19 protein-coding genes are annotated in these 22,321 nt (G+C 66.0%); 5 read left to right on the forward strand and 14 right to left on the reverse strand.

What is annotated here, in order from left to right; genetic code table 11:
• The first annotated feature begins 202 nt into the window (after positions 1 to 202).
• Positions 203 to 994: a TIGR03089 family protein gene (locus HW274_RS09800; protein WP_075254625.1), complete on the forward strand. Its 792-nt coding sequence runs from the start codon at positions 203 to 205 to the stop codon at positions 992 to 994.
• 38 nt (positions 995 to 1,032) lie between these two features.
• On the opposite strand, the gene manA is transcribed toward HW274_RS09800, so the two are convergent.
• Positions 1,033 to 2,223: a mannose-6-phosphate isomerase, class I gene (gene manA / locus HW274_RS09805; RefSeq protein ID WP_075254626.1), complete on the reverse strand. Its 1,191-nt coding sequence runs from the start codon at positions 2,221 to 2,223 to the stop codon at positions 1,033 to 1,035.
• A gap of 32 nt (positions 2,224 to 2,255) precedes the next feature.
• A complete protein-coding gene (locus HW274_RS09810) occupies positions 2,256 to 2,837 on the reverse strand; it encodes a dTDP-4-dehydrorhamnose 3,5-epimerase family protein (protein ID WP_075405255.1) in 582 nt (193 codons plus the stop codon).
• Positions 2,838 to 3,039: 202 nt separating this feature from the next.
• On the opposite strand from HW274_RS09810, the gene rfbA reads away from it, so the two are divergent.
• The gene (gene rfbA, locus HW274_RS09815; protein ID WP_009747944.1) at positions 3,040 to 3,912 is read left to right on the forward strand and encodes a glucose-1-phosphate thymidylyltransferase RfbA; all 873 of its coding nucleotides are present in this window, start codon (positions 3,040 to 3,042) and stop codon (positions 3,910 to 3,912) included.
• A gap of 90 nt (positions 3,913 to 4,002) precedes the next feature.
• Here rfbA and HW274_RS09820 read toward each other — a convergent pair whose 3' ends face one another.
• The 3 genes from HW274_RS09820 to HW274_RS09830 all read right to left on the reverse strand — a co-directional run bounded on the left by HW274_RS09820 (position 4,003) and on the right by HW274_RS09830 (position 7,827).
• On the reverse strand, positions 4,003 to 5,571 hold the full coding sequence (locus HW274_RS09820) for a DUF2142 domain-containing protein (RefSeq protein ID WP_075414584.1): 1,569 nt from the start codon (positions 5,569 to 5,571) through the stop codon (positions 4,003 to 4,005).
• Positions 5,572 to 5,625: 54 nt separating this feature from the next.
• Positions 5,626 to 6,555, reverse strand: a complete 930-nt coding sequence (locus HW274_RS09825) for an NAD(P)-dependent oxidoreductase (protein ID WP_185988722.1) — start codon at positions 6,553 to 6,555, stop codon at positions 5,626 to 5,628.
• A gap of 150 nt (positions 6,556 to 6,705) precedes the next feature.
• A complete protein-coding gene (locus tag HW274_RS09830; protein WP_185988723.1) occupies positions 6,706 to 7,827 on the reverse strand; it encodes a glycosyltransferase family 1 protein in 1,122 nt (373 codons plus the stop codon).
• A gap of 167 nt (positions 7,828 to 7,994) precedes the next feature.
• On the opposite strand from HW274_RS09830, the gene HW274_RS09835 reads away from it, so the two are divergent.
• From HW274_RS09835 to HW274_RS09845, 3 genes are all read left to right on the forward strand, one after another.
• Positions 7,995 to 9,107, forward strand: coding sequence for a glycosyltransferase family 1 protein (locus HW274_RS09835; protein ID WP_075254632.1), 1,113 nt, complete (start codon positions 7,995 to 7,997; stop codon positions 9,105 to 9,107).
• On the forward strand, positions 9,104 to 10,114 hold the full coding sequence (locus tag HW274_RS09840) for a glycosyltransferase family 2 protein (protein ID WP_185988724.1): 1,011 nt from the start codon (positions 9,104 to 9,106) through the stop codon (positions 10,112 to 10,114). Before HW274_RS09835 ends, HW274_RS09840 begins: the two co-directional genes overlap by 4 nt.
• A gap of 134 nt (positions 10,115 to 10,248) precedes the next feature.
• A complete protein-coding gene (locus HW274_RS09845; RefSeq protein ID WP_185988725.1) occupies positions 10,249 to 11,349 on the forward strand; it encodes a glycosyltransferase family A protein in 1,101 nt (366 codons plus the stop codon).
• A 28-nt stretch (positions 11,350 to 11,377) separates the two neighbouring features.
• On the opposite strand, the gene HW274_RS09850 is transcribed toward HW274_RS09845, so the two are convergent.
• From HW274_RS09850 to HW274_RS09890, 9 genes are all read right to left on the reverse strand, one after another.
• On the reverse strand, positions 11,378 to 12,676 hold the full coding sequence (locus HW274_RS09850; protein ID WP_075255341.1) for an ABC transporter ATP-binding protein: 1,299 nt from the start codon (positions 12,674 to 12,676) through the stop codon (positions 11,378 to 11,380).
• A gap of 8 nt (positions 12,677 to 12,684) precedes the next feature.
• Positions 12,685 to 13,551, reverse strand: coding sequence for an ABC transporter permease (locus HW274_RS09855; RefSeq protein WP_075255340.1), 867 nt, complete (start codon positions 13,549 to 13,551; stop codon positions 12,685 to 12,687).
• A gap of 4 nt (positions 13,552 to 13,555) precedes the next feature.
• Positions 13,556 to 14,650, reverse strand: a complete 1,095-nt coding sequence (locus tag HW274_RS09860) for an NAD(P)-dependent oxidoreductase (RefSeq protein WP_075255339.1) — start codon at positions 14,648 to 14,650, stop codon at positions 13,556 to 13,558.
• 165 nt (positions 14,651 to 14,815) lie between these two features.
• On the reverse strand, positions 14,816 to 15,913 hold the full coding sequence (locus HW274_RS09865; protein ID WP_075255338.1) for an acyltransferase: 1,098 nt from the start codon (positions 15,911 to 15,913) through the stop codon (positions 14,816 to 14,818).
• The gene (locus HW274_RS09870) at positions 15,910 to 17,790 is read right to left on the reverse strand and encodes a rhamnan synthesis F family protein (protein ID WP_075255337.1); all 1,881 of its coding nucleotides are present in this window, start codon (positions 17,788 to 17,790) and stop codon (positions 15,910 to 15,912) included. The genes HW274_RS09865 and HW274_RS09870 overlap by 4 nt, the downstream gene beginning before the upstream one ends.
• A 74-nt stretch (positions 17,791 to 17,864) precedes the next feature.
• Complete coding sequence (locus HW274_RS09875) at positions 17,865 to 18,707, reverse strand: NAD(P)-dependent oxidoreductase (protein ID WP_075255336.1); 843 nt, start codon at positions 18,705 to 18,707, stop codon at positions 17,865 to 17,867.
• A 35-nt stretch (positions 18,708 to 18,742) separates the two neighbouring features.
• Complete coding sequence (locus tag HW274_RS09880; protein WP_185988726.1) at positions 18,743 to 20,752, reverse strand: hypothetical protein; 2,010 nt, start codon at positions 20,750 to 20,752, stop codon at positions 18,743 to 18,745.
• Positions 20,742 to 21,209, reverse strand: coding sequence for a GtrA family protein (locus HW274_RS09885; RefSeq protein WP_075255334.1), 468 nt, complete (start codon positions 21,207 to 21,209; stop codon positions 20,742 to 20,744). The genes HW274_RS09880 and HW274_RS09885 overlap by 11 nt, the downstream gene beginning before the upstream one ends.
• Positions 21,206 to 22,303 carry a glycosyltransferase family 2 protein gene (locus HW274_RS09890; protein WP_396027375.1) on the reverse strand — a complete coding sequence of 366 codons (1,098 nt, stop codon included), beginning with the start codon at positions 22,301 to 22,303 and terminating at the stop codon, positions 21,206 to 21,208. Before HW274_RS09890 ends, HW274_RS09885 begins: the two co-directional genes overlap by 4 nt.
• Between the last annotated feature and the right edge of the window lie 18 nt (positions 22,304 to 22,321).

Here is a 22,321-nt window from a genome sequence, read left to right on the forward strand (position 1 = left end):
GGAATATCCCCATCTGGATGGAACCATATGTCGACTTCCTACAAAACCCCTGAGAGGCTCCCACTGCCTGGCTGACAGCGGAAATACCCACGGCGCTGCAGAGGATTTCAGGACGCCTGACACACGTTCCCATATTGCCCCTACCGGCTGGACACCACCAGGGAAGTTCCTGAAAGCCACAGAATCTGCTTCAATCGGGGTCATGCCAGATCCCTTGCTCCCACTGCTCCCCGGCCCTCAGGACGCCGACAGGCCATGGCTCGTCTGTTATGGAATCGACGAACGAGTCGAGCTGACCGGACACGTCCTGTCCATGTGGCTGGCGAAGATCGCGGGATTCGTCACATCGGAGTCGGCGCCCGGTGACGGGGTCCACCTGGGGCTCCCCCCTCACTGGCGGAGCGTCGCATGGGCCTGCGGTACGTGGCTGGCGGGGCGCAGCGTGCTTGTGGGAAGCAGCGCGGAGATCTGCGCCGCCCGCCTCCTCCCCGAGCTGAGTGTGGCCTTCGCCCCGGAGAGCCTCTGCGATGAGGCCGAGGCGCAGGCGCTGGTCCCACTCGCCTCGCTGGCGCTGCGCTACCCGGGCGAGCTGCCCGCCCTCGTGCTCGACGGCGCCGCCGACCTCATGCACTATCCCGACCGCTTCACACCGGTGAGCACGACGGCTGATTCGGTGTGCCTCAGGGACCTCGCCGCCGAGGGGGCGGCGCCTGCGGCTCCAGGCACCCCGGCGGGCGCCGTTCCGTCACGCGAGCGGCCCACCACCCTGACGCGCGCCCAGCTGGCAGCCCGGGTCGAGGCGGCCGGCGCATCGGTGGGGGCCGACAACCGCTCCGCCTCACGTGCGGTCCTGGTGCGCAGCCCCGACACGGCCCAGATGCTCCAAGAGGTACTGGTCGCCTGGCGCGCCGGGCGCATCGCGGTGGTTCTCACCCCCGAGGCGGACGACGACGTCGCCGCGGCCGCCATCCGGCAGGAGGGCATCACCGCCTGAGTCGGCAGGGCTCAGTCCCGCCGACCCTGCCGGTGGTGTCAGGGGACGTCGGCCTGGACGAGGGTGCCCTCCCCCTCGACGGACAGGCTGCGCTCGTCGGCACCGACGAACACGGCCTCGCCCTGGGCGAGCGTCTGGGTGTCGGCCTGGGTCACCAGGGTCATGGCGCCCTCGACGGCCAGGAGGATGCGCGGCCCCCGTCCGGGGACCGGCAGGCGCCCGTCGGCGGCCACCACGGTGGTGACCATGAGCTCGAAGTCATCCACCGGCGCGTAGTAGGCGCGGGTGGCGCGAGAGAGGTACTCGGGAGCGGGGCGCACCGGCGGGGCCGCCACGTAGTCGACGCAGGCCAGCATCTCGGGGACATCGATGTGCTTGGCGCTCAGTCCGGCGCGCAGCACGTTGTCCGAGGAGGCCATGACCTCCACCCCCAGACCGGAGATGTAGGCGTGCACGCTTCCCGCCGGCACGAACAGCGCCTCACCGGGCTGCAGGGTGACGGGGTTGAGCAGGAGCGCGGCGGCGATGCCGGGGTCCCCGGGGAAGGTGCCGGCCATCTTCACGACGTTGGAGTCCACTCGCAGGGACGGGGACGTGCCGGCCTCGAACCTGGCGGCGATCTCAGTGACGAGGGCGTCGATCTCCTGAGGGCTGGGACGCGTGGCGGCCGAGACGACGTCGGAGAAGACCTGCCGGATGCCGTAACGCGTGGGGTTGAGGCGCAGAGTGCGGCGCATCCGGCGGGCCAGAGGGCTGTCCAGACCGGCCAGGACCTCGACGGCGCGGCGCGGAGCCCGGAAACCGGCGACGGCCTGGAAGCGGGTGAGGGCCAGGACCATCTCCGGCTTGTGGTTCGTGTCCTTGTAGTTGCGGCAGGGGTGGTCCAGGGCGATGCCCGCCTCGTCCTCCAGGGCGTAGCCCTCGGCGGCCTGGGCCTGGCTGGGGTGGACCTGGAGGGACAGAGGCTGCTCGGGTGCGATGAGCTTGAGGAGGAAGGGCAGCCTGCGCCCGAAGCGCCAGATGATGTCCTCCCCCAGGAGGCGCTCCGGCTCGGCGTCGATGAGCTCGGACAGCACGCCGCCCTCGGCGACCTGGGCGGGCCCGGCCGGGTGGGATCCGTACCAGGCCTCGGCCCAGGGGGCGCCGTCGTCGGCCCTGCCCAGGAGGGAGGGGATGGCGGAGGTGGACCCCCAGGCGTACCGCTGGCGCGCAGGCTCAAGTCGTCTCATGGCGCCTCACCGTACCGGTGCGCGCGCACGTCCTAGGCCTCAGCCCCGGGAGCCGGGAAGGGGGTGACCTCGGCCAGGCGGGGGTGCGCCTTGTCCTTGTCGGAGAGGATCGCCTCACTCAGCGCGATCGGCCAGGGCACATTCACCGTCTCATCGGCCAGGTTGAGGAAGGTGTACCGGGCATCGGCCGACCAGTGGTCGTTGACCAGGTAGGTGTAGGCGGTGTTGGGCTCCAGCGTCTGATAGGAGTTGCCCACGCCCCGGGGCACGAACACCGCCACCGACGGGTCGATCTCGCAGGTGTAGACGGCCCCGAAGGAGGGTCCCTCGCGCAGGTCCACCCAGGCGCCGAAGACGCGGCCGGTGGCCACCGAGACGAACTTGTCCCAGGGCTCGGCGTGGATGCCGCGGGTGACCCCAACCTCGTTGTTGAAGGAGATGTTGTTCTGCACCGGCCCGAAGTCGGGCAGCCCCAGGGCCAGCATCTTCTCCCGCTGCCAGTTCTCCTTGAACCAGCCGCGGTTGTCCCCGTGAACAGTCAGGTCGATCCGCAGGAATCCCGGAATCGGCGTCTCCTCGACGGCAAGCGGCTTGCCCAGCTCGATCTGCCCCATTGATGGCCCCTTCTGTGCGCACAGGTCTTGGTCTCGGCGCCCCGTATCCGTCAGGCGCCATTGCCCGAGTCTATCGGTGCGGCCCGTCGACACCCCGCAGACAGGGCCACCAGGGGCGGAACGTGCCGGGAAACACGAACATGAGCTCCCGATCCACTCGATCCTGGCGCCATTGAGGGCCTCAATAGGTCATGCTTGGAGCATGCGAGGAATCATTCTGGCCGGAGGCTCCGGCACGCGACTCAACCCGATCACCCTGGGGACCTCCAAGCAGCTGGTGCCCGTCTACGACAAGCCGATGATCTACTACCCGCTGAGTACCCTCATGCTCGCCGGGATCCAGGACGTCCTGGTCATCACCACCCCCCACGACGCCCCCTCCTTCCACCGCCTCCTGGGCGACGGCTCCCAGCTCGGCGTCAACCTGTCCTACACGGTTCAGCAGGAGCCCAACGGCCTGGCTCAGGCCTTCGTCCTGGGCGCCGACTTCATCGGTGACGACAGCGCCGCCCTGGTCCTGGGCGACAACATCTTCTACGGCCCCGGCATGGGCACCCAGCTGCGCCGTCACACCAGCCCCGACGGCGGCGTCGTCTACGCCTACCAGGTCGCCGACCCCACGGCCTACGGCGTGGTCGAGTTCGATGAGAGCTTCAAGGCCATCTCCATTGAGGAGAAGCCGGCCCAGCCCCGCTCCAACTACGCCGTGCCCGGCCTGTACTTCTATGACAACGACGTCGTCGAGATCGCCAAGAACCTCCAGCCCTCCGCCCGCGGCGAGTACGAGATCACCGACGTCAACCGTACCTACCTGGAGGCCGGCCGGCTCACCGTGGAGGTCCTGCCCCGCGGCACCGCCTGGCTCGACACCGGCACCTTCGACTCCCTGGCCGACGCCACCAGCTTCATCCGCACCGTCCAGCACCGTCAGGGTCTCAACATCGGCGCTCCCGAAGAAGTCGCCTGGCGCATGGGCTTCATCGACGACGAGGGCCTGCGCCGGCGCGCCGAGCCCCTGGTGAAGTCCGGGTACGGCGCCTACCTCCTGGGTCTGCTGGAGAACCAGCAGTCCTGAGGCTCCTGGCCGGAGGCCTCCGGCCTGCTCCGTTCCTGTCTCATGCACTGTGGGCGGGTGGCACCGAGATGCGCCGCCCGCCCACAGTGCTCATGAGTGCTGTGTCGCCTCGCGGTTCTCAACTGCCGGGTGAGTCAGCATCGTCATGACGATCCCCAGAGCCGCAGTGGCGAAGCAGGTCGTGAAGAACCAGACCACCATGGGCGAGACCGGCATGCTCCACCACCACTGGATGTCCTTGTTGAGATTGACCTCCCACTGCTCACCAATCCCCTGAACGAATCGCAGCAACAGCGTGTGCAGGGTGATCGTCTGGCACAGCGATGCACAGGCGGTGACCCAAACGGCCTGTGGCACCGAGAACCACGCACCCTCATCCTGATCGACGGCCAGCATGAGGAAGAAGGTGGGCGCCAGCAGCGGGAAGATGTACCGGGCCTGATAGAGCTCGATGTACTCCATCGCCCCGTTCGCGTAGAACAACGCCGGTAGGAGGACCATCGCCCCCACGATGATCGCCATGGCGGTCCACTTCCGCCAACCGCCACGACGCAAGGCGATGGCCACGAAAGCACCGGCCGCCATAATGGTGAGCACATAGGGAGCGCGTATCTCCAGAGGAACGTCGTACCAGCCCGGGGTCCACGTATGACCCCAGAATCCGCCGAGATACTTCGGAGCGGTCTCCAACCCGATGATGAACTTGTCGAAGAACGACTGCTTGTCAGCGGATGCCGCTGGATCGGAGGTGTCGAAAGCACGCAGGAAGTAGCTGACCTTCGACACCTGGGACGATGCCATAAAGGTGCCGACCCCAAGGAGGGCCACTGTACCCAGGGCACCCAGCCCCACCCATCCTCCACGTCTCCACGGCACCGCGAAGAGCAGGGCGAATCCGACGACAAGGAGAAAGAAGGCGGCGTCGTATCGAGACGTCAGGCACATCACGGCGCCGATCACTGCGCAGATCACGAGGGTAATACGACGACGCCCCTTCTGCTGTGGGGCCATAAATGTTGCCGCGGAGTAGGCCAACAGACCTGACAGGGACCATGAACTGGGATTGTTGGAGGCGATGAAGTAGATACCCATCGGGATCCACGAGGCGACGATCGCCGCCACGAATGGTCGTCTCATCCGCTGTGGTGCGCAGAAGCCGACGGTTCCCAGAAGTGCAACGGCGATGAGCACATTGACGGCGCGCATCACCAGGACCGAGGTCTGTACATCCTTGCCGATAAGGAGGTGGTGGAAGTGGTAGTAGCCGATCGGGTAGGCACCATTGTCGAAGCGTTTGGACCACGCCATCTCCGAGTCGCTGTAGCCGAGTGCACATCTCGCCGACTGTTCCGAGTGGAGAACGTAGCACTTCATCGAGTCGTCCGACACAGCGACCGGGACCCGGACGACCGACTCGCCATTGACAACGCTGGTCTGGCAGTACTCATCCGCGGGTCGGGGGCACCAGATACTCCCCAGGTGATAGTCCTCGTCGGGAGACGACTCCAGCGGCGAGGACACCGCCCACCCGAGTCCGGTGAGCAGCATCAGGATGAGGAGGATCCCGCCCACCACCGCTGGACGACGTGACGACACCGCCCCGGCCTCTGAGCGGCCCAGGGTCGGCAATCGTAAGTACTTGGTGAGCTCACGTCTCATGCTGATCTCCGACGAGAAACGGGGACGAGGGAGTGTAAACCGGTCGGATTCAACCTACAGGAGGCCCTGAAGATAAGCCTCCAGGCGCTCCGTGGAGTCAGCCGGGGTGAAACCTGTGGCTTTGATCTTCGCCAGGTCCAGGGCCGAGTTCAGTGGCCGCGGTGCGATCCCCTCCTGACCGGCGTAGTACTCCTCAGTGGTGACGGCAGTGACCTCGTCGGGGCTGTGGCCGGCGCGCTCGTAGACCCGCTTGGCGACATCGGCCCAGGAGACGATCGGCCCATCACCGGAGAGGTTGTAGGTGCCGAACTCGGCGCCCGCGGTGAGGAGGTGGATGATGCCTGCCGCCAGGTCGGAGGCGAAGGTGAGGCGCCCGGTCTGATCGGCCACGACCTGCGGACGGATACCACGCTCGGCGAGGGAGAGCATCGTCTTGACGAAGTTCTTGCCGTCGCCGACCACCCAGGAGGTACGCACCAGGTAGTGGCGGGGGCAGACACTGACGGCGGCGTCCCCGGCAGCCTTGGACTGGCCGTAGACGCCCAGCGGCGAGGGGGTCTCCTCCTCGGTGTGGAGAGCCGTGGCCCCGTCGAAGGTGTACTCGGTGGACAGGTGCACCAGGGTCAGGCCGTGCTGGACGGCCGCCCGGGCCAGGTTGACCGGGCCGACCGTGTTGGCCCGCCAGGACAGGCGGCGTCCCTCGGGAGTCTCCGCCCCGTCCACATTGGTCCAGGCCGCGGCATTGATGATGATGTTGTAGCCAGTCCAGTCCCAGGAGGACATGGCGGTCGCATTCGAGATATCCACCTCGGGCAGGTCGACGCCGGTGGGCTCGAAGCCCGCCTGCGGCAGCAAGGTCATGAGCGCACGCCCGAGCTGACCGTTGGCACCGGTGACGAGAACCCGCCCACGCATCTGCCCTTCTTCGCGCCCGGCACTGGGGAGGGAGGTCCCCTCAGTCTGCGCGGGCTTGGTCTCGTTCACTGGCCGTCTCTTCCTTCCCACCGAGCGTTGTTCTGCCGGCGTCTCATAAGCGTCATCAACCTGTCGATGAACACTACACGAGCACACCGGCCACGTTGGCTGATATCACCAAGGACAGACGGCGTACCGCGCTCCGCTCAGAGGTGGGCACTAGCGCGCCATGACAGCGCGGTAGGCCTCGACATGCGCCTGAGCGGAGACCCTCCAGGTGAACTCGGCGGCCCGTTCGAGGGCGGCGGCCCCCAGGGCCCGGCGCCGCTCGGGATGGGCATCCAGGACCACGAGGCCCCGGGCGATGGCCTGAGCATCCGATCCACAGTAGGCGACGGCGTTGCCCCCGACCTCGGGCAGGCTCAGCTCGCGGGTGGTGAGCACGGCGGCCCCGCAGGCCATAGCCTCCAGGACCGGCAGGCCGAAGCCCTCGCCGATGGAGGGATAGGCCAGGATCTCGCAGCCGGAGAGGAATCCGGGCAGGTCCTCCAGGGGCAGGTAGCCGGGCCGCAGGACGGTCAGGTGCCGGGGTACCTGAGCCAGGGCGGGCTCAATGTCCTCGTCCCACCCGGGTCCGCCGGCCAGGACCAGGGCCGGGGCGTCCTCGCAGTCACGGAAGACGCTGGCCCAGGCGCGCACCAGGTTGGGGACGTTCTTGCGAGGCTCCAGGGTCCCCAGGAAGCCGATGTAGCGCCGCCCCTCCAGTCCGAGGGAGGCGGCCACGCGGGCCCGCTCGGCGTCGTCGACCGGGTGGAACACGGAGGTGTCCACGCCGTGGTAGGCGACGTGGAAGCGCTCGGGGTCGCCTCCGACGTACTTGATGGTCTCGTCGCGGGTGGCCTGCGAGGGCACGACGAGTGCGTCGGCCCGCCGCACGGCCCGGCGGATGGCGCTGGTGAAGAACTTCTGCTTGAGGGGCGAGTGCGCCTGCGGGTGGGAGAAGAACGTGGCGTCGTGGAGCGTGACGACCACGGGCACCTGGTGCAGGGCCGGGAAGGTGTAGTGGGGCGAGTGCAGCACGTCAGGGCGGATCCGGTGGATGAGTGCCGGCAGCCCCGTCTGCTCCCAGGCCATCCGGGCGCCGCGCGACTCCATGGACTGCGGGACCGGGAAGAGATGGGCACGGGGCACCTTGGCGGAGAAGTGCGCCACATCACGTTGCTGGACGGCCATGGCCAGGTTGACGCCGCAGGCGATGAGCTCGGGCACGAGGTCGTCGACATAGCGCCCCACGCCTCCGAGGTCAGCCGGGATCGCCGTCGCATCGAGAAGAACCTTCATGACGGCAGGCTACCGCGCCTGGCGCGGTCACCCCGTACTCTGAGCCCATGAGCGCAGATCATTCCCGCCCGGCGCACTCCCCGGCCCCTTCCCCCTCTCCCGCCTCCCGCACCGCGTCCTCCACCGCCAAGGGCCCCCGTCCACCGGCTCGCCCCCGCGGCCCACGCGTGGGCATGGTGGTGGAGCAGCTGTGGCAACCCGTTCCCGGGGGCTCGGGCACCTACATCGTCGAGCTCGCCCAGGCCCTGCGCGCCCGGCGGGTGCCCGTGGCCGGGATCGCCGCCCATCACCAGGGGGCCGCCTCGCCGCGCCAGGTCGGACTGCCGCCGATGCCGATGCGCTCCTCCCACCTGCCTCGTACCGCCCTGTACGAGTCCTGGAACCGTCTGGGGCTGCCGCGGGCCGAGTCCATCCTGCCCGGCGCCCAGCTCATCCACGCCACGACCTGGGCGCTGCCCCCCACCTCACTGCCGCTGGTCGTCACCGTGCACGATCTGGCCTTCCTGCGCTCACCCGAGCACTTCACCGCGCGCGGCAACGCCTACTTCAGCCGCTGCCTGGAGCGCGTCATCGCTGAGGCCAGCGCCATCATCGTCCCCTCCCAGGCCACCGCTGACGACTGCATCGCGGCGGGGATCGACGCCGCCCGTCTCTACGTCATTCCCCACGGGGTACGCACCCGCACCGTCACCGACGAGCAGGTCGAGGGTTTCCGTGCCGCCCGAGGCCTCACGCGCGACTACATCCTGTGGACGGGTACCCGTGAGCCCCGCAAGAACCTGTTGGGGCTGCTGCGCGCCTTCGCCCTGCTCATCGAGGAGCACGACGACGCCGGCGGCCTCGACCTGGTCCTTGTCGGTCCGGCCGGGTGGGGCGACGACGCCGCCGAGCGCGAGCTGCTGACCCGCCTGGGTGATCGAGTCCACGTCACCGGCAGACTCGACGACGACGAGCTGGCGGCCGCCTACCGCGGCGCCCGCGCCTTCTGCTTCCCCTCCATCTGGGAGGGCTTCGGCCTGCCGGTCCTGGAGGCCATGGCCTATGGGGCCCCGGTGGTCACCAGCGCCGGGACCTGCATGGCCGAGGTGTGCGGACAGGCCGGCCTGCTGGCCGACCCCACCTCGCCGAGTGAGATCGCCGGCCTGCTCGCCCGGGCTATTGGAGCGGAACACGACGAGCTGGCCGAGGCCGGCCGCGAGCGCGCCCGGACCTTCACCTGGGAGGCCTGCGCCGCTGCACACACGGAGGTCTATCACGCCCTCATCGGGGGTGCGGTGTGACCCAGCCCGTCAGGCGCCCCTCAGCCCGCGTCGTCATCGTCAACTGGCGCCAGGCCGAGCTGACGATCCGGGCGGCCCGCTCCATCCGTGAGCAGCTGGGAGGCGAGGACGTACTCGTCATCGTGGACAACGCCTCCGGTGACGGCTCGGCCGAGAGACTTCGCCGAGAGGAACTCACGGTGGTCGAGTCGAGCGAGAACCGGGGCTTCGGAGCCGGCGTCAACCTCGGGGCCCGAGGCATGGTCGAGGAGGTCCTCGTCCTGCTCAACAATGACGCGGTGGCCGAGCCCGGCTTCCTCGAGGCGCTCCTGGCCCCCCTGGGCGACCCGCCGTCCGCTGCGGCTCCGGCCGCGACCACAGCGCGGATCCTGCTGGCCGGACGCTGGAGGCCGGCCGCCCCGGGGCAGCAGGACGCCCTCGTCTCCCCCCGCACCGGGCGGTGGACCCGCCTCGATGAGGAGGCCGCTGCCCGCGGCGAGGGGGAGGTCCTGGTCAACTCCACGGGCAACCTGGTGGACGCCTCCGGCAACGGCTATGACCGGGACTGGCTGGTGCCCGCCGATCGAGAGCACTCCCCCAGCGAGGTCTTCGGCCTGTGCGGAGGCGCCTGCGCGATTCGGCGTGAGGCGTGGCAGGCCCTGAGAGGCTTTCGCGAGGACCTGTTCATGTACTACGAGGACACGGACCTGTCCTGGCGCCTGCGTAAGCGCGGTTGGCGAGTCCTCTACGTGCGCGAGGCCGTGGCGCGCCACGATCACGCCTCCTCGTCGGGCACCGACTCACCGATGTTCATCCAGGTCAACGTCCGCAACCGGATCCTGACGGCGGCCGCTCACAGTCCGGCCCCGGTGGTGATGCAGGCACTGGCCCGTACGCTAGTGCGTACCCTGCGCGGACCGCAGCGCGGCCCGGTGCTGAGGGGACTGACTCAGGCTCTCGCCGGCCTGCCGCGCGAGCTGCGTCAGCGTACGAGGGGCAGCGCACGCGGCTCGGCGAGAAGTCGTTGATTGCGGCAAGCGACTACGTCAGTGGCACCCCAACCGTTACAGTTACCAAACCGACGTCGTCAGACGCCCCGCGTCACCGGGCAGTACTGTCAAGCACGCTGCAAGCGCATGATTGGATCAAGGAGGACCCCCCAATGGCTGGACCCGCCACACAATCCCCACGGGTCACCGTGGTGACCCGGACCCGTAACCGTCCCCTGATGCTCAAACGAGCAGTCCAGTCGGTCGGGGCGCAGTCCTTCCAGGACCTCGAGCTCGTCATCGTCAATGACGCCGGAAGCACCGAGCCCGTGGAGAGCGCTCTGGAGAGCGCTCCCGAGTGGCTCAGGGAGCGCACCCGGGTGGTCACCAATGAGACCTCTCACGGCCGCGAGGCCGCCCTGGAGGACGGTCTGGCCGTCTCCACCTGCGAGTTCTTCGCGATCCATGACGACGACGACTCCTGGGAGCCCGGCTTCCTGACCGCCTGCGTGGCCCACCTCGATGAGCACCCCGAGCACGGCGCCGTGGCGGCGCGCTGTGACCTGATCGATGAGATAGTCACCGAGGAGGGACTGACCGAGCGCTGCCGGGGACCGCTGGCACAGGACAAGGAGAGCTGGACCCTCATCGACACGATGGTGGCCAACTACGTCCCACCGATCTCGCAGCTCATCCGCCGTGAGGTGGCCGACCGCATCGGCCACTGGGACGGGACTCTGCTGACCCAGGCCGACTGGGACTTTAACCTGCGTCTGCTGGCAACCTCTCCGGTGGGTTTCATCGACGGGGAGCCGCTGGCGCACTGGCACCACCGCGACTCCGCCGACGGGACGATGGGGAACTCCGTCGTCGTCGACGCCGTCCACCACCGCACCGACAACCTCGCCATCCGGGACCGCTACGCCCGCCAGTCCCTGGAGGGCGCCGAGACCGCGGCCGCCGCTCGGCAGGGTGGGTCGGTGGACTCCGAGAACCTGGGTCTCCTACTGGTCTCCGCGGAGTACTACCACCGCCTCCGGGAGAGGCTGGAGCATCAGGATAAGGAGATCGCGCACCTCAAGGGGACCATGCACGAGCTGGGCTCCGGCATCAACCAGCTGCGCGACGAGCTGCACGGCGAGCTGCGCGGCACGATGCAACAGGTCCTGTATCAGACCTACGACATCAGTGCAAAGATCGATCGCGTTGAGGCCACGGTCAAGCCCTTCTTCCGCACTGTGGCTCAGCACATCAAGAGGATTCGGCGAGGCTGAGCAGCGGCCCTACCCGCCCCGCCGAGCCTCAGCTGTTCTTGGCGACCTTGACCATGGGGCGCGGCGGGGTGATTTGCTCGAAGTGTGCCCCCAGGGCCACCAGGCCCCCGGACTCCATGCGCGGCCCCGGGACGATGTCGAAGGAGGTGGCCTTCTGGTAGGCGTCGATGACGCTGGAGAGCTGCCAGGGCTGGATGGAGCCGGAGATGAGGTAGGCGCCCGGCCGTAGCATCATCGCGGGGATGGAGACGTCCACAGTCCCCTCGCCCGGCTCGATCCTCTCGGGCTGGAAGCCGTCGTCAAGACCGTGCAGCCCCCAGGCGAAGATGCCCTCACGGGTGTCGATGGAGCAGCCGAAGACGGGCTTCTCAATCGTCTCGTCGCAGCGGTAGTGCAGGCGAATGGTGGCCTCATCCCCGGTGCGCATGGAAGTCACCGGCCGGCCCGTACGGTCCAACAGCTCGATGCGGCGGATCTGGGCCTCCCCGCTGCCGAAGCGGGTACCTTGTCCGTCCTTGACTTTCTTGGCGCCGTGGGTGATATCGGAGTACTTGTCGATGATCTTGGGGGCCGGACCGACCTCCTTGAGCCGGCCGTGGTCGAGCCAGGCGACCTCGTCACAGAAAGTGCGCATCTGGGCAAGGCCGTGGGAGACGACGACGACGGTGCGGCCGTCCTCGCGGAACTCGGCGAACTTGTCCATGCACCGTTCCTGGAACTCCATGTCGCCGACGGCCAGAACCTCGTCGACCAGGAGGATCTCCGGCTCGACGTGAATGGACACCGAGAAGCCCAGGCGCACATACATGCCCGAGGAGTAGTTCTTCACCGGCTGGTCGATGAACTCGCCCACCCCGGAGAAGTCGACGATGTCATCGAACTTGGCCTCGATCTCCCTACGGCTCATCCCCAGGATGGCGCCGTTGAGGAAGATGTTCTCCCGCCCGGAGAGCTCGGGGTGGAAGCCCGAGCCGACCTCCAGCATGGCGGCCATACGCCCCCGGGCGGTGATGGAGCCCGAGTCGGGAGCCAGGATCTTGGCGATGCACTTGAGCAGCGTGGACTTGCCCGATCCGTTGTGCCCCATGAGCCCGAAGGTCTTGCCCTCGGGGATATCGAAGGTGATGTCCTTGAGCGCCCAGAAGTCCTCGTAGACGCCACGACTGCGCTGCAGAATGGCTCCCTTGAGGGACTGGTTGCGGTGGTGGTAGATCCTGAAGCGCTTGGAGACGTCCTCAATGCGCACGGCCGGCACCGCCGAGGATGCTACCGAGGAGCCCTGCGCCGACGACGTTGATGATGCGGACGATCCGGTGGTTGCAGTCATCTGACGTATCAGAGCTCCTCAACGATACTCGCCGAGTGCCGGCGGAAGAAGACCAGGCCCAGCGAGAGCATGACGACTGCCCAGCCCAGGCAGGCCAGGAAGACCGGTAGCGATGGCAGGGCGAAGTCGTACAGGCAGGATCGGAAGGCTTCGAGGTAGGTCTCGGCCGGGTTAAGCCGAGCAATCGTCGTGATGGGGATCGGTGCGCCGTTGATCTGCCATCCGGCGTCGAACAGGCGATTCTGGACGCTGTCGAGCATGTTCAGCGAGAAGACGACACCGGAGGCGTACATCCAGATCTGGTTGAAGATCTGCCACAGGTGGCCCAGGTCCCGAAAGTAGACAGTGGCGATGGACAGGATGAGGCCCAGTCCGACGGCGAACATGCCCGCCAACAGGGTGACGACGAGCAGCGCCGGGATCATGAGCAGGACCCCGGGACCGCCCATCAGCATGGCGATGATGATCAGCACGAGCAGCTCGAAGGCGAAGTCCACGGCCAGCGACAGGACCGCGGAGTAGATGAGGACCTGGCGGGGAAAGTAGACCTTGGTGAGGAGCCCCGAGTTGTTCACGAGGGCGTTCATGGAGGCCATGATGCCGCTGGAGAAGAAGGTCCAGCTGAGCACCCCGATGCCGATCCACAGCGCGAAGGAGTCGATCCCGGAGTTGCGGCCCGGCGGCACCTCGTTACGAAATACGATGCCGAAGATGAGGGCGAAGATGGCGATAGTGGCCAGAGGGTTGATGAAGGACCACAGGCGTCCCAGGGTGGTTCCCTTGAACTCCGAGGAGACCGAGCGTTGAGTCAGCCGCAGGGTGAGGTCCAGCGTCTGGCGGGAGTCCTCTGAGCGGAGCAGTCGAGACAGCTGCATAGGCTCACACCTCCGTCGTGATGCCGGTAAGCGCTGATGGAACCGCCTCCTGCTGGGCATCGATCCAGTCGCACAACCGGTTGATGCCCTCGGTGACGCCGATCCTCGGCTCCCAGTTCAGCGCCTGGCGGGCACGCGCTGTGTCCGCCCAGGCAGCGCGCACATCGCCGTCGCGGAACTGGCCGGTGACGTGCGGGGCGGGCGCGCCGTAGTGCTCGGCGATGGCCTGAGCGACCTGCATGATGGTGGTCCGCTCCCCCAGGCCGATGTCGTAGGGCAGGGCGGCGGCCGGCGAGTGAAGGACTCCGGCCACGATGGCGGAGGCGACGTCGTCGATGAAGACGAAGTCCCGCACGATCTGGCCATCCTCGTAGACCGGGATGGACTGTCCCTGCTTGGCCAGACGGGCGAAGAGGGAGACGATGCCGGTGTAGGGGTTGATGAGGGACTGTCCGGGGCCGTAGACGTTCTGAAGCCGGTAGAGCACCGGGGTGACGTCGAAGGATCCGCACCAGGAGGTCACGAGGTTCTCCTGGCAGTACTTGGTGGCGGCGTAGACATTGGCCGGAGAGGCTTTGACCTCGGTCGAGGACTGGACCGAGGGGGTCAGTCCGGTGAAGTCCCACTGACCGGCCTCGAGCATCGCGTGAGTGCGCTGCCCGGGGTAGGAGGGGCGGCCCGCAGCATCGATCCACTTCCCTTCGCCGTAGACGGCCCGGGAGGAGGCCAGGACAATCTTGTCGGGACGGATCTCGTGGCGCACGAGGGCGTCGAGCATCTGGGTGGTGCCGACGACGTTGACGTTGGCGTGCCGGGAGGCCTCGGTGAGCGACTGCCCGGTCCCGGTCTCCGCCGCCAGGTGGACGATGGCATCCGGCGCGACCTCAGACAGGAACGCGTCCCAGTCCTCGGCAAGCGACACGTCCAGCCGGCACAGCTCCACACGCTCATCAAGCTCGGCAGGGCGAGCCTGGGAGGGGTGGATCTGCGGGTGCATGTTGTCCAGGGCCACGACGCGGTCGAAGGCGTCGGCCAGGTCACGCGAGATCGCGCAGCCGATGAATCCGGCACCACCTGTGACAAGGCAGGTACGGGTCACGAGGGTCTCCCTTGGGTAGTCAATTCGGGCCGACAGAGCACGCGCAGGGCGTTCCTCGACCACATCACTATTCTCGGCGCTGGCAGAGCTGATCGTGCCGGCAGATGCCGTTGCCTTCGACACGCCGACTGGTTCCACGCCACTCTCGGCAGCCGCCGGCGGCTCTCAGCACTCGGCCTCAGACACCTCGGGGCGCCAGCTCATGCCCTTGAACGCCTTGGTGAAGAAGTCGACGACGATACCGGTGACCTTCTCCAGCGCCACCGACAGGGCGAAGATGAGGACGAACTCGGCCGCCAGGAGTATGTAGCGCTGAAGGGGGAAGAGCCCGTAGACGTCGATTCGTTGACTCAGGTACCAGATCACCACGTGGTGGACGAGGAAGATTGGGTAGGAGTACCTGGCGATCAGGCTGACGAGGGCGCGAACCGGCTGGATCGCCACATAGCGACCGACGACCACGAGGATGAGGAAGGCCGAGATGCCGACGAGTGTGGTGGCCACATCCTCGGGGATCTCGTCGGGGAGCATGGCCGAGACAGCCAAGACCACGGCTGCCGGAATGATTGTGGCCCCATGGACCCGACGGACGTAGAGGACGAAGTAGCTGCCGAAGGCCAGCTCGGGAAGCCGGGTGGTGAGAACCATGGAGGAGGGGTAGCCCGGGAAATAGCGAGGCATGATGACCACGGTGGCGGCATAGGCCGCCAGCAGCACGAGGCCGGTGACGACCGGGAAGCGGTCAATGGCCCACAGCAGCAGCGGAAAGACCACGTAGTACAAGATGATGAATCCGATGAACCACTCGCCCAGCAGGTACATCGTGCGGAAGTGGAAGTTCAGGGCGAGCCCGTCGACTCCCAGTAGCGTGAAGATGAAGGTCCGGGCCGGACCGACATGCGGTGGCCGCCCGTTGGAGATGAGAGCGAAGTAGAACGTTGCCAGCAACCAGGCGATCCAGAACATCGGGTAGATGTTGAGGAAGCGCTTCCAGTAGAAGCGTTTGAAGTTGATCGGCCGCCGGTAGGTGAGTGTCAGGGCCGCCCCGGAGATGATGAGGAACAGGGAGACACCCAGCGCGCCCACAGAGATGCCGAAGGGCTGGCGGGTCAGGACATATCCCCCACCGTGTTCGTCGAGATGAACGTTGAAGTGGGCCAGGACGATGAGCAGCGCGGCCAGGGCCCGGATGAGGTCGAGGTAGAAAATCCTGGGTTTCCCGGTCGTCCGCCGGCTCGTTATCGCCGTATCCGCCACTGTCACCTCCCGATTCCCCGGGCCCGCTGGAAGGCCTTCAGAAGCGGCTTGTGCAGAGGACGTGGAATCCAGCGCTCGGCCTTTTTCTTAAGTCGCCTCAGCTCGACACCCCGGCGGAAGAGGTTGCTCACCATGTCATCCTCGTAGCCGAGAATGCCGTTCTCGGCCACTGCGTAAGTGAAGTCCTGAACGTAGTGCGACAGGCTGGTGATCTCAATGCGGGCGAAGGAGTCCGAGAAGAGCCAGCCACAGAAGTAGCCGGAGGCCTGAGCGACGTAGCCATAGGCGCGCTCGATGGCGTGGAGGATGGTTCCGTCAATATTGTTCGGCTCAGGCGGGAAGTCCTCCCACTGCCAGTCGTGGTCGAAGAGCGGTTTGAGAGCGGCCGGACGGAACCAGAACATGGTGCCCAACGGGGCGATGGGCAATTTGCTCTCGTCCATCGGGACGTTCAGGTTCAGCTCGTCCTTCACGAGAGTCTTGGTGCGCTCGAAGTTCGGTCCCCACCCCATGGTGAAGACGGGGAAGTAGTCACCGTGGTTGGGAGGAGTGGGCGCGAGAAGCCCCAGACGCGGCTCGGCGTCGAAGGTGGCGATGACGTTCTTGACGAAGTCGCGTGTGGCCAGCAGGTTCTCGAAGCACTTGATCGCGAACCCGTCACCAACGGAGTAGGGCCTGACCTGGGTGACCTTCTTGTCGTGGGTGAAGCAGACCAGGTCGTAGTCGTTAATGATGTCCTTGCAGCCCACCAGGAGCGCACTGACGTCACGCCCCCGGTTCTCAATGAGGCGCACGGTCACGTTGTATGGCAGATCCTTGCAGGCCTCCTCCACCAGCTCTGCCTTCTCCTGGGATCCGACGGTGAGGATGAGGTCCGTCCCCTCCGGCATGGACTTGACGTAGGCCAGCGTGGGCTCCAGGAGGTCCATGTAGTACAGGTGCGCGATGAGGGCGACCTTCTGCGGCTTGGGCTCGCGGATCACCGCCTTCGTGGGCAGGACGTATGTGAGGTGGAGGTTCTTGACCACGTCCTCCATGTTCATCGAGCGCAGGACGTTGTCCCAGATGAGGTTCGTGTCGAAGTCAGTGTGGTCGCGCAGGTACTCGTAGAGGTCGAGGGAGGTGTTGCCGACGGACTGGCGAACCAGGTCCTGGTAGTCGTGGAAGAAGGACCTGCGCTTGAAGATCGGGCAGCGCTTCTCCTCAATGAGTCGCTTGGGGGCGAAGAGCACCGGGGAGAAGGTGTAGCCCTCCAGGTCCTCGGTGTTGACGTAGACGTCGGAGGTGAAGCCCAGCCGCTCGAAGCGCTGGGTGAAAGGAGCCTCGTGAAGTCCCACCGAGTCCTCGTAGGAGCTCATCTGAGGAAGGTTGTCCCAGTAGTCCTGGAAGGCCTTGGAGGAGACCAGGGAACGCCGGTAGGCGTGGAAGTGGGACTGGAGGTGACGCGGGAGATACCCTTCGGCGGCATGCCCGAAGGGGTCATAGGGGACCTTGTGGAACCAGGTGATGCCCCAGAAGTCGATGTCCCGGCCGGCCATCTCGGTGAACATCTCCTCGAAGGGGTACACCGGTCCCATGATGGTGGCGTTGAACAGGACGACCTCGTCGAACTCGACGAGCCGGTCCCAGCCGTAGCTCTCCAGGGCCGTCTTGTAGGCCCAGGCGTCCAGCCCCTTGTTCTCCCGCAGGATGATGTTGTCCGTGAAGACCCTCAGCTTGGCGTAGCTCGGGGCGGTCAGTTCGCCGTTGACGACGATGACCAGCTCGGAGAGGTTCTTGACCATGCCGGCGAGGAGGGCCTCGACGTAGGAGTCCACGACACCTTGAGCGTCGAAGAAGAAGAAGATGCCGAGTCGCTTCGGGTCCTCACCAAGCGTTGCCATGATGTCCCTTCTGGGCAGTGGATCGGGCCGCTTGCCGCGGCAGGAGAAAAGGGGATGCGGCTTCTTGGAGTGTGTCAGCTCGCGCTTGAAGCGAGGATACGGCGGATCTTGGTCGGATCGCCCCACACGCCCGGCGAGTCGTAGGGTCGGTCCGGGAAGGCCCCGTACTCCAGGGTGATGTCCAGGTTGTTGTCACGGATGTAGGCCTCGACGCGCTCGGCCAGGCTCATGGGCTCACCGGTGCAGGCGTTGATGATGCCGTCGACCTCGGCCTGGTCCACGATCGCCGCGATCTGCCTGGCCAGCTCGTCCACGGAGATGAAGTCGTAGCGGTTCTTGCCCGTGGTGAAGGGGAAGGTGGTGCGCCCCTCCTCAGCGGCGGCCAGGAGCTTGGAGAAGATCGAGTTGCCGAACTTGTCGTCCCCCACGATGTAGTAGGCGCGGATCCACTGGGCGACGGCGTCGTGCGTCTTGGCCGACAGGAAGGTGGTCTCCCGCAGTGCGTTCTTGGCGATGCCGTACAGCGAGGCAGGGTTGCACGGGGAGCTCTCGTCGATGGCGCCCTCCCAGTAGCCGACCTCATGCATGGTGCCCATGACGGCGAGCTGCTTGAGACCGCCCGCGTAGAGGTTCTCAATGAGGTTGACGTGCTTGGCCAGATCGTCCATGTGGGCGGACGAGGCGTGCTTGAAGCCGTCGCGCCATGCCATGTGCAGGACGACGTCGGGGCGCCCCATCTGATCGTAGATGTCAGCGTCCCCGGAGAAGAGGTCCAGGGAGAGCCTCTCCGCCCGCTCGTCGACGCCGTCGAGTCGCAGGTCGAGGGCCTTGACATCCAGGCCACGCTCCAGAAGCGCGGTGACGACGTGGCGACCGATGTAGCCGCCGGCTCCAGTGACGAGAACTGTCTTTGCCATGGTTCTGCATCCTAACAGGTGCGGTTGCGGAGCAATCACTTGGTTCTGCCGGCGATGGTCATGAGGAGATCACCGTTGACGGTCGTTCCGTTCTCCGTGGTCGGGAACTGGTCCACCGCGGTGTTCATCATGACGCGGGCGCTGCCGCCCTCGGTCATCTTGCTGGTGATCGTCACGGTGTACTTCTCACCACCGCGCAGGACGAGCCCGTCGGCGGGAAAGCTGTGCAGACCAGCGTGAAGGGAGTTCGCCGGGGCCTCGGTCCTGAAGACCTGCTTGCCGGAGGAGTCTGTGACCTCGACGTTGACCACCGAGGAGTCGATCCACTGCACATCTTCAGCCAGGAAGGCGATGTTGAGGGAGCTGACCTCCACGGTGGACGGCAGGGTGATCGTCTCGGCGACGCTGGCCCCGTCCTCGAGAATGTTGACACTTCCCGACTGCGGGGCGTCAGTGGCCGCTGAGTAGACCACCGGAATGGCGGGCACGAAGTAGGGAATCATGACGAGCGCGCTGAAGCCCGCCGGCATGAGAAGACGCACCCAGGCGACCGAGCGTGGGATGCGCTCCCCCTGGCCCAGGTCCTCCACCATTGTGCGACGGGGGAAGTTGATGATGAGGATCGCCAGGGCGCAGGCGATCATGAAGCCGACGATGAAGGACCCCTGCCGGCTGATTCCCACGGCCTCGAGGAACTGCGCGGGGGTCTCGTACTTGGACTGCTCCGCGGGGGCGACCAGGTGCGGCAGCAGCAGCTGAGTGAGAATGTTCCGGTCGTACATCGAGTAGCCGGTGAAGGTGTACAGCAGGAACAAGGCGGTTCCCACGCCCGTCTCGAGGAGGGTGTTGAGCAGCACGTGACGCGGGTTGAGGAAGATGATGAGCACCGCGAAGGGCGAGACCATGACGGCCCAGTAGGGGTTGAGCGGGACGACCGTGGCGAAGACGAGGTAAATGCCCATGCAGATGTAGACCGCGTCGGCGGCCAAGGCCTTCGTCCCCTGAGGGCGGCGCAGATAGGCGAAAATGACGATCCCGACCATGAACACGACGAAGATCGGGATCGTGCTGCCCATCCACGGTATCCCGACAGCGGTGAGCCTCTGAAGCATGCTGCTCATGAATCCACCGGTGGACGCCTTGTAGGCCACGTTGCCGTGGTAGATGGCCCGGCACGCCACCAGGCCGATGAGCCCGACGCCGAACTGAAGCGCCACCACGCGCAGTCGCTTCTCCCGCAGCAGCAGGAGCGGTACGAAGATGAAGATGGCGAAGAGCTTGAAGGTATTGGCGATCGCGAACCACAGCAGGAACCTGCTCAGCCTGCCGCGCAGGTAGGCGCGCAGCCCCAGCAGGATGAAGACGATCATGATGATGTCGTACTGGACGATGACGAAGACCGGGACGAACAGCGTCATCGAGGACAGGAAGTAGAAGGCGACCCACTTACTGCGCTGCCGGCTGACTCCGAGGTCACGAGCGATATCCACCAGCACCTTGGCGGCGAGAATCGCGGCCAGCACCATCATGGTCTTGAGCCACAACTGTGCCGGCGTCGACAGCAGGTACTGGAAGCCGGTGATCCGGTAGATGATGTACGTCGGCAGGTTCCACAGCCCGAAGAGCAGGTAGAGCGGAATGTCGTAAACTGCGGGGTGACCGGTCGAGGTGTGCTCGATCGCGATCTGGTAGAAGTCTCCCACCCGCCCCTGGCGCACCGAGTCCAGGAAGTTGAAGGAGTGCTCGAAGGTGGCTCGCACGTCCCCGTAGAGGAAGAAGGCGTAGGCGCCGAGCAGGATGATGCCCAGCAGCGCCCAGTCCACGAGGCCGGGACGCTCGGTACTGCTCCACCAGGAGCCCAGGCGGCTGTCCACCACGCGCTCGACCACCCGGCGTCCCTGATCGCTCATCGCCTCAGTGAGCGCGCGCATCCGTGCGGTGAGGCCGGCGGCGGAGAGGGGCTGCGGCGTGGAGTCGTGATCGACGGCCTCGGCGTCGTTGTTCTTGACCTGACTCGTACTGTTCTTCGCGGACTTACCGGACACGAGAGCCTGCCTGTTCATCGGGGTGGTGGACAGTGGTCGCCCCGCCGGAGGCGCCGAGACGCTCCAGGAGGGCTTTTCGGGAGACGAAGTTGTAGATGAGCACGATCGCCGTAGCGAGGATCTTCCCCAGGAAGGGGCTCATGCCTGCGAGGTCGGCGCAGACGTAGAGGATGAGTGTGTTCAAGCCCAGTGCGACGACGTTGAGCAGAACATACAGCGTGAATTCCTTGAGGACACTGACATTCTCCTGCGCTTCGAAGACGTAGCGCCTGGAGAGGATGTAGTTGAGCACCACCGAGGTGGAGAAGGATGTCGCACTGGCGATGAGGTGGGGCACGCCCAGCCCGTACAGCATGGTGAAGAGGCCGAAGTCAACGCTGAAGGAGATGCCGCCGACGACGAGGAAGCGCCCGAACTGCGCAAGGAGGGGACGCAGTTTCTCCTGGAGGGCGCTCAAGAGGCGTTCCCGCCGGGGCGTTCCTGCGCGGAGGGACCCGTCTGCTCCGACGTCGGGCCGCCCCCGAAGCTCGACGGCCCCTCGGAGGGTCCGAAGTTGAGGCGCTCACCGATGACCACGCGAGGCTTGCTGACGACGCGCCCGTTGATGCTGAGAATGTACTCACCCAGGATTCCGATGAAGAACAGCTGAATGGACCCCAGGAAGAACAGGCCCACGGTGCGCGAGGCCTCTCCCACTGGATAGGCGTTCCAGTCGATGAGCTTCTTGACCAGGACGAAGGTGGCCAGGCCCAGGCAGATGATGCCGACGAAAGTGGCCACGAAGGTGGCCATGCGCATCAGCAGCTTGGTGGAGCTGGTGATGCCCTGCATGGCGAAGTCGTAGTTGCGCAGGAAGTTGAAGTTCGACTTTCCTCGGGAGGACTGGGCCTGATCGTACTGGACGATCTCGAGTCCGATCCCGTACTCGGCGACCACCGTCTTGAAGTAGGGCTGAATATCGCCGATCTGGCGCAGAACATCGATGAACTCGACGTCGTAGAGTCCGTATCCGGTGAAGCGCGCGATCTGAGGGGTGTCGGCGAACCAGTCAATGAGCTTGTAGTAGAGGTGACGGCACCCCGTCATGACGAAGCCCTCATCAGAGGATCTCCTCTGCCCGATGACGACCTTGGCCCCGGACTCCCAGCGGGCCACGAACTCCGGGAGATTCTCCGGAGGATCCTGGAGGTCGCCGAAGAGCATGAAGGTGGCGTCCCCCGAGCCGTAGGTGAGCGCCGAGAAGACATTTCGGTGAAAACCGAAGTTACGGGCGTTGAAGACGGCCTTCACCCGCTTGTCCTCGCCCGCCAGAGCGCGGATCGCGTCGCGGGTGCCGTCCGTCGAGTAGTCATCGACGAAGATGATCTCGTAGTCGTACTGGGGAAGATGCGTATGAAATACCGAGTTCAGTCGGTCATACATCAACCTGACGCTTTTTTCCTCATTGTAACTGGGGATGACGACGCTAATCTTCTTCATGGACAGGTCAAAGGTCCTCACATGACTCATTGATCGAGGCAGGGGCTCCAACAGGGGCTCCAACAGGGGCATACCCGACCATGCCGGCAG

Origin of the sequence: Actinomyces sp. oral taxon 169 (assembly GCF_013394715.1) — a bacterium.
Lineage (GTDB): Bacteria > Actinomycetota > Actinomycetes > Actinomycetales > Actinomycetaceae > Actinomyces.

Coding starts and splice junctions, on each gene's coding strand:
- HW274_RS09800 (WP_075254625.1), top strand. CDS start 203: ATGCCAGATCCCTTGCTCCCACTGCTCCCCGGCCCTCAGGACGCCGAC.
- manA (WP_075254626.1), bottom strand. CDS start 2,223: ATGAGACGACTTGAGCCTGCGCGCCAGCGGTACGCCTGGGGGTCCACC.
- HW274_RS09810 (WP_075405255.1), bottom strand. CDS start 2,837: ATGGGGCAGATCGAGCTGGGCAAGCCGCTTGCCGTCGAGGAGACGCCG.
- rfbA (WP_009747944.1), top strand. CDS start 3,040: ATGCGAGGAATCATTCTGGCCGGAGGCTCCGGCACGCGACTCAACCCG.
- HW274_RS09820 (WP_075414584.1), bottom strand. CDS start 5,571: ATGAGACGTGAGCTCACCAAGTACTTACGATTGCCGACCCTGGGCCGC.
- HW274_RS09830 (WP_185988723.1), bottom strand. CDS start 7,827: ATGAAGGTTCTTCTCGATGCGACGGCGATCCCGGCTGACCTCGGAGGC.
- HW274_RS09845 (WP_185988725.1), top strand. CDS start 10,249: ATGGCTGGACCCGCCACACAATCCCCACGGGTCACCGTGGTGACCCGG.
- HW274_RS09850 (WP_075255341.1), bottom strand. CDS start 12,676: ATGACTGCAACCACCGGATCGTCCGCATCATCAACGTCGTCGGCGCAG.
- HW274_RS09855 (WP_075255340.1), bottom strand. CDS start 13,551: ATGCAGCTGTCTCGACTGCTCCGCTCAGAGGACTCCCGCCAGACGCTG.
- HW274_RS09870 (WP_075255337.1), bottom strand. CDS start 17,790: ATGGCAACGCTTGGTGAGGACCCGAAGCGACTCGGCATCTTCTTCTTC.
- HW274_RS09875 (WP_075255336.1), bottom strand. CDS start 18,707: ATGGCAAAGACAGTTCTCGTCACTGGAGCCGGCGGCTACATCGGTCGC.
- HW274_RS09890 (WP_396027375.1), bottom strand. CDS start 22,303: ATGCCCCTGTTGGAGCCCCTGTTGGAGCCCCTGCCTCGATCAATGAGT.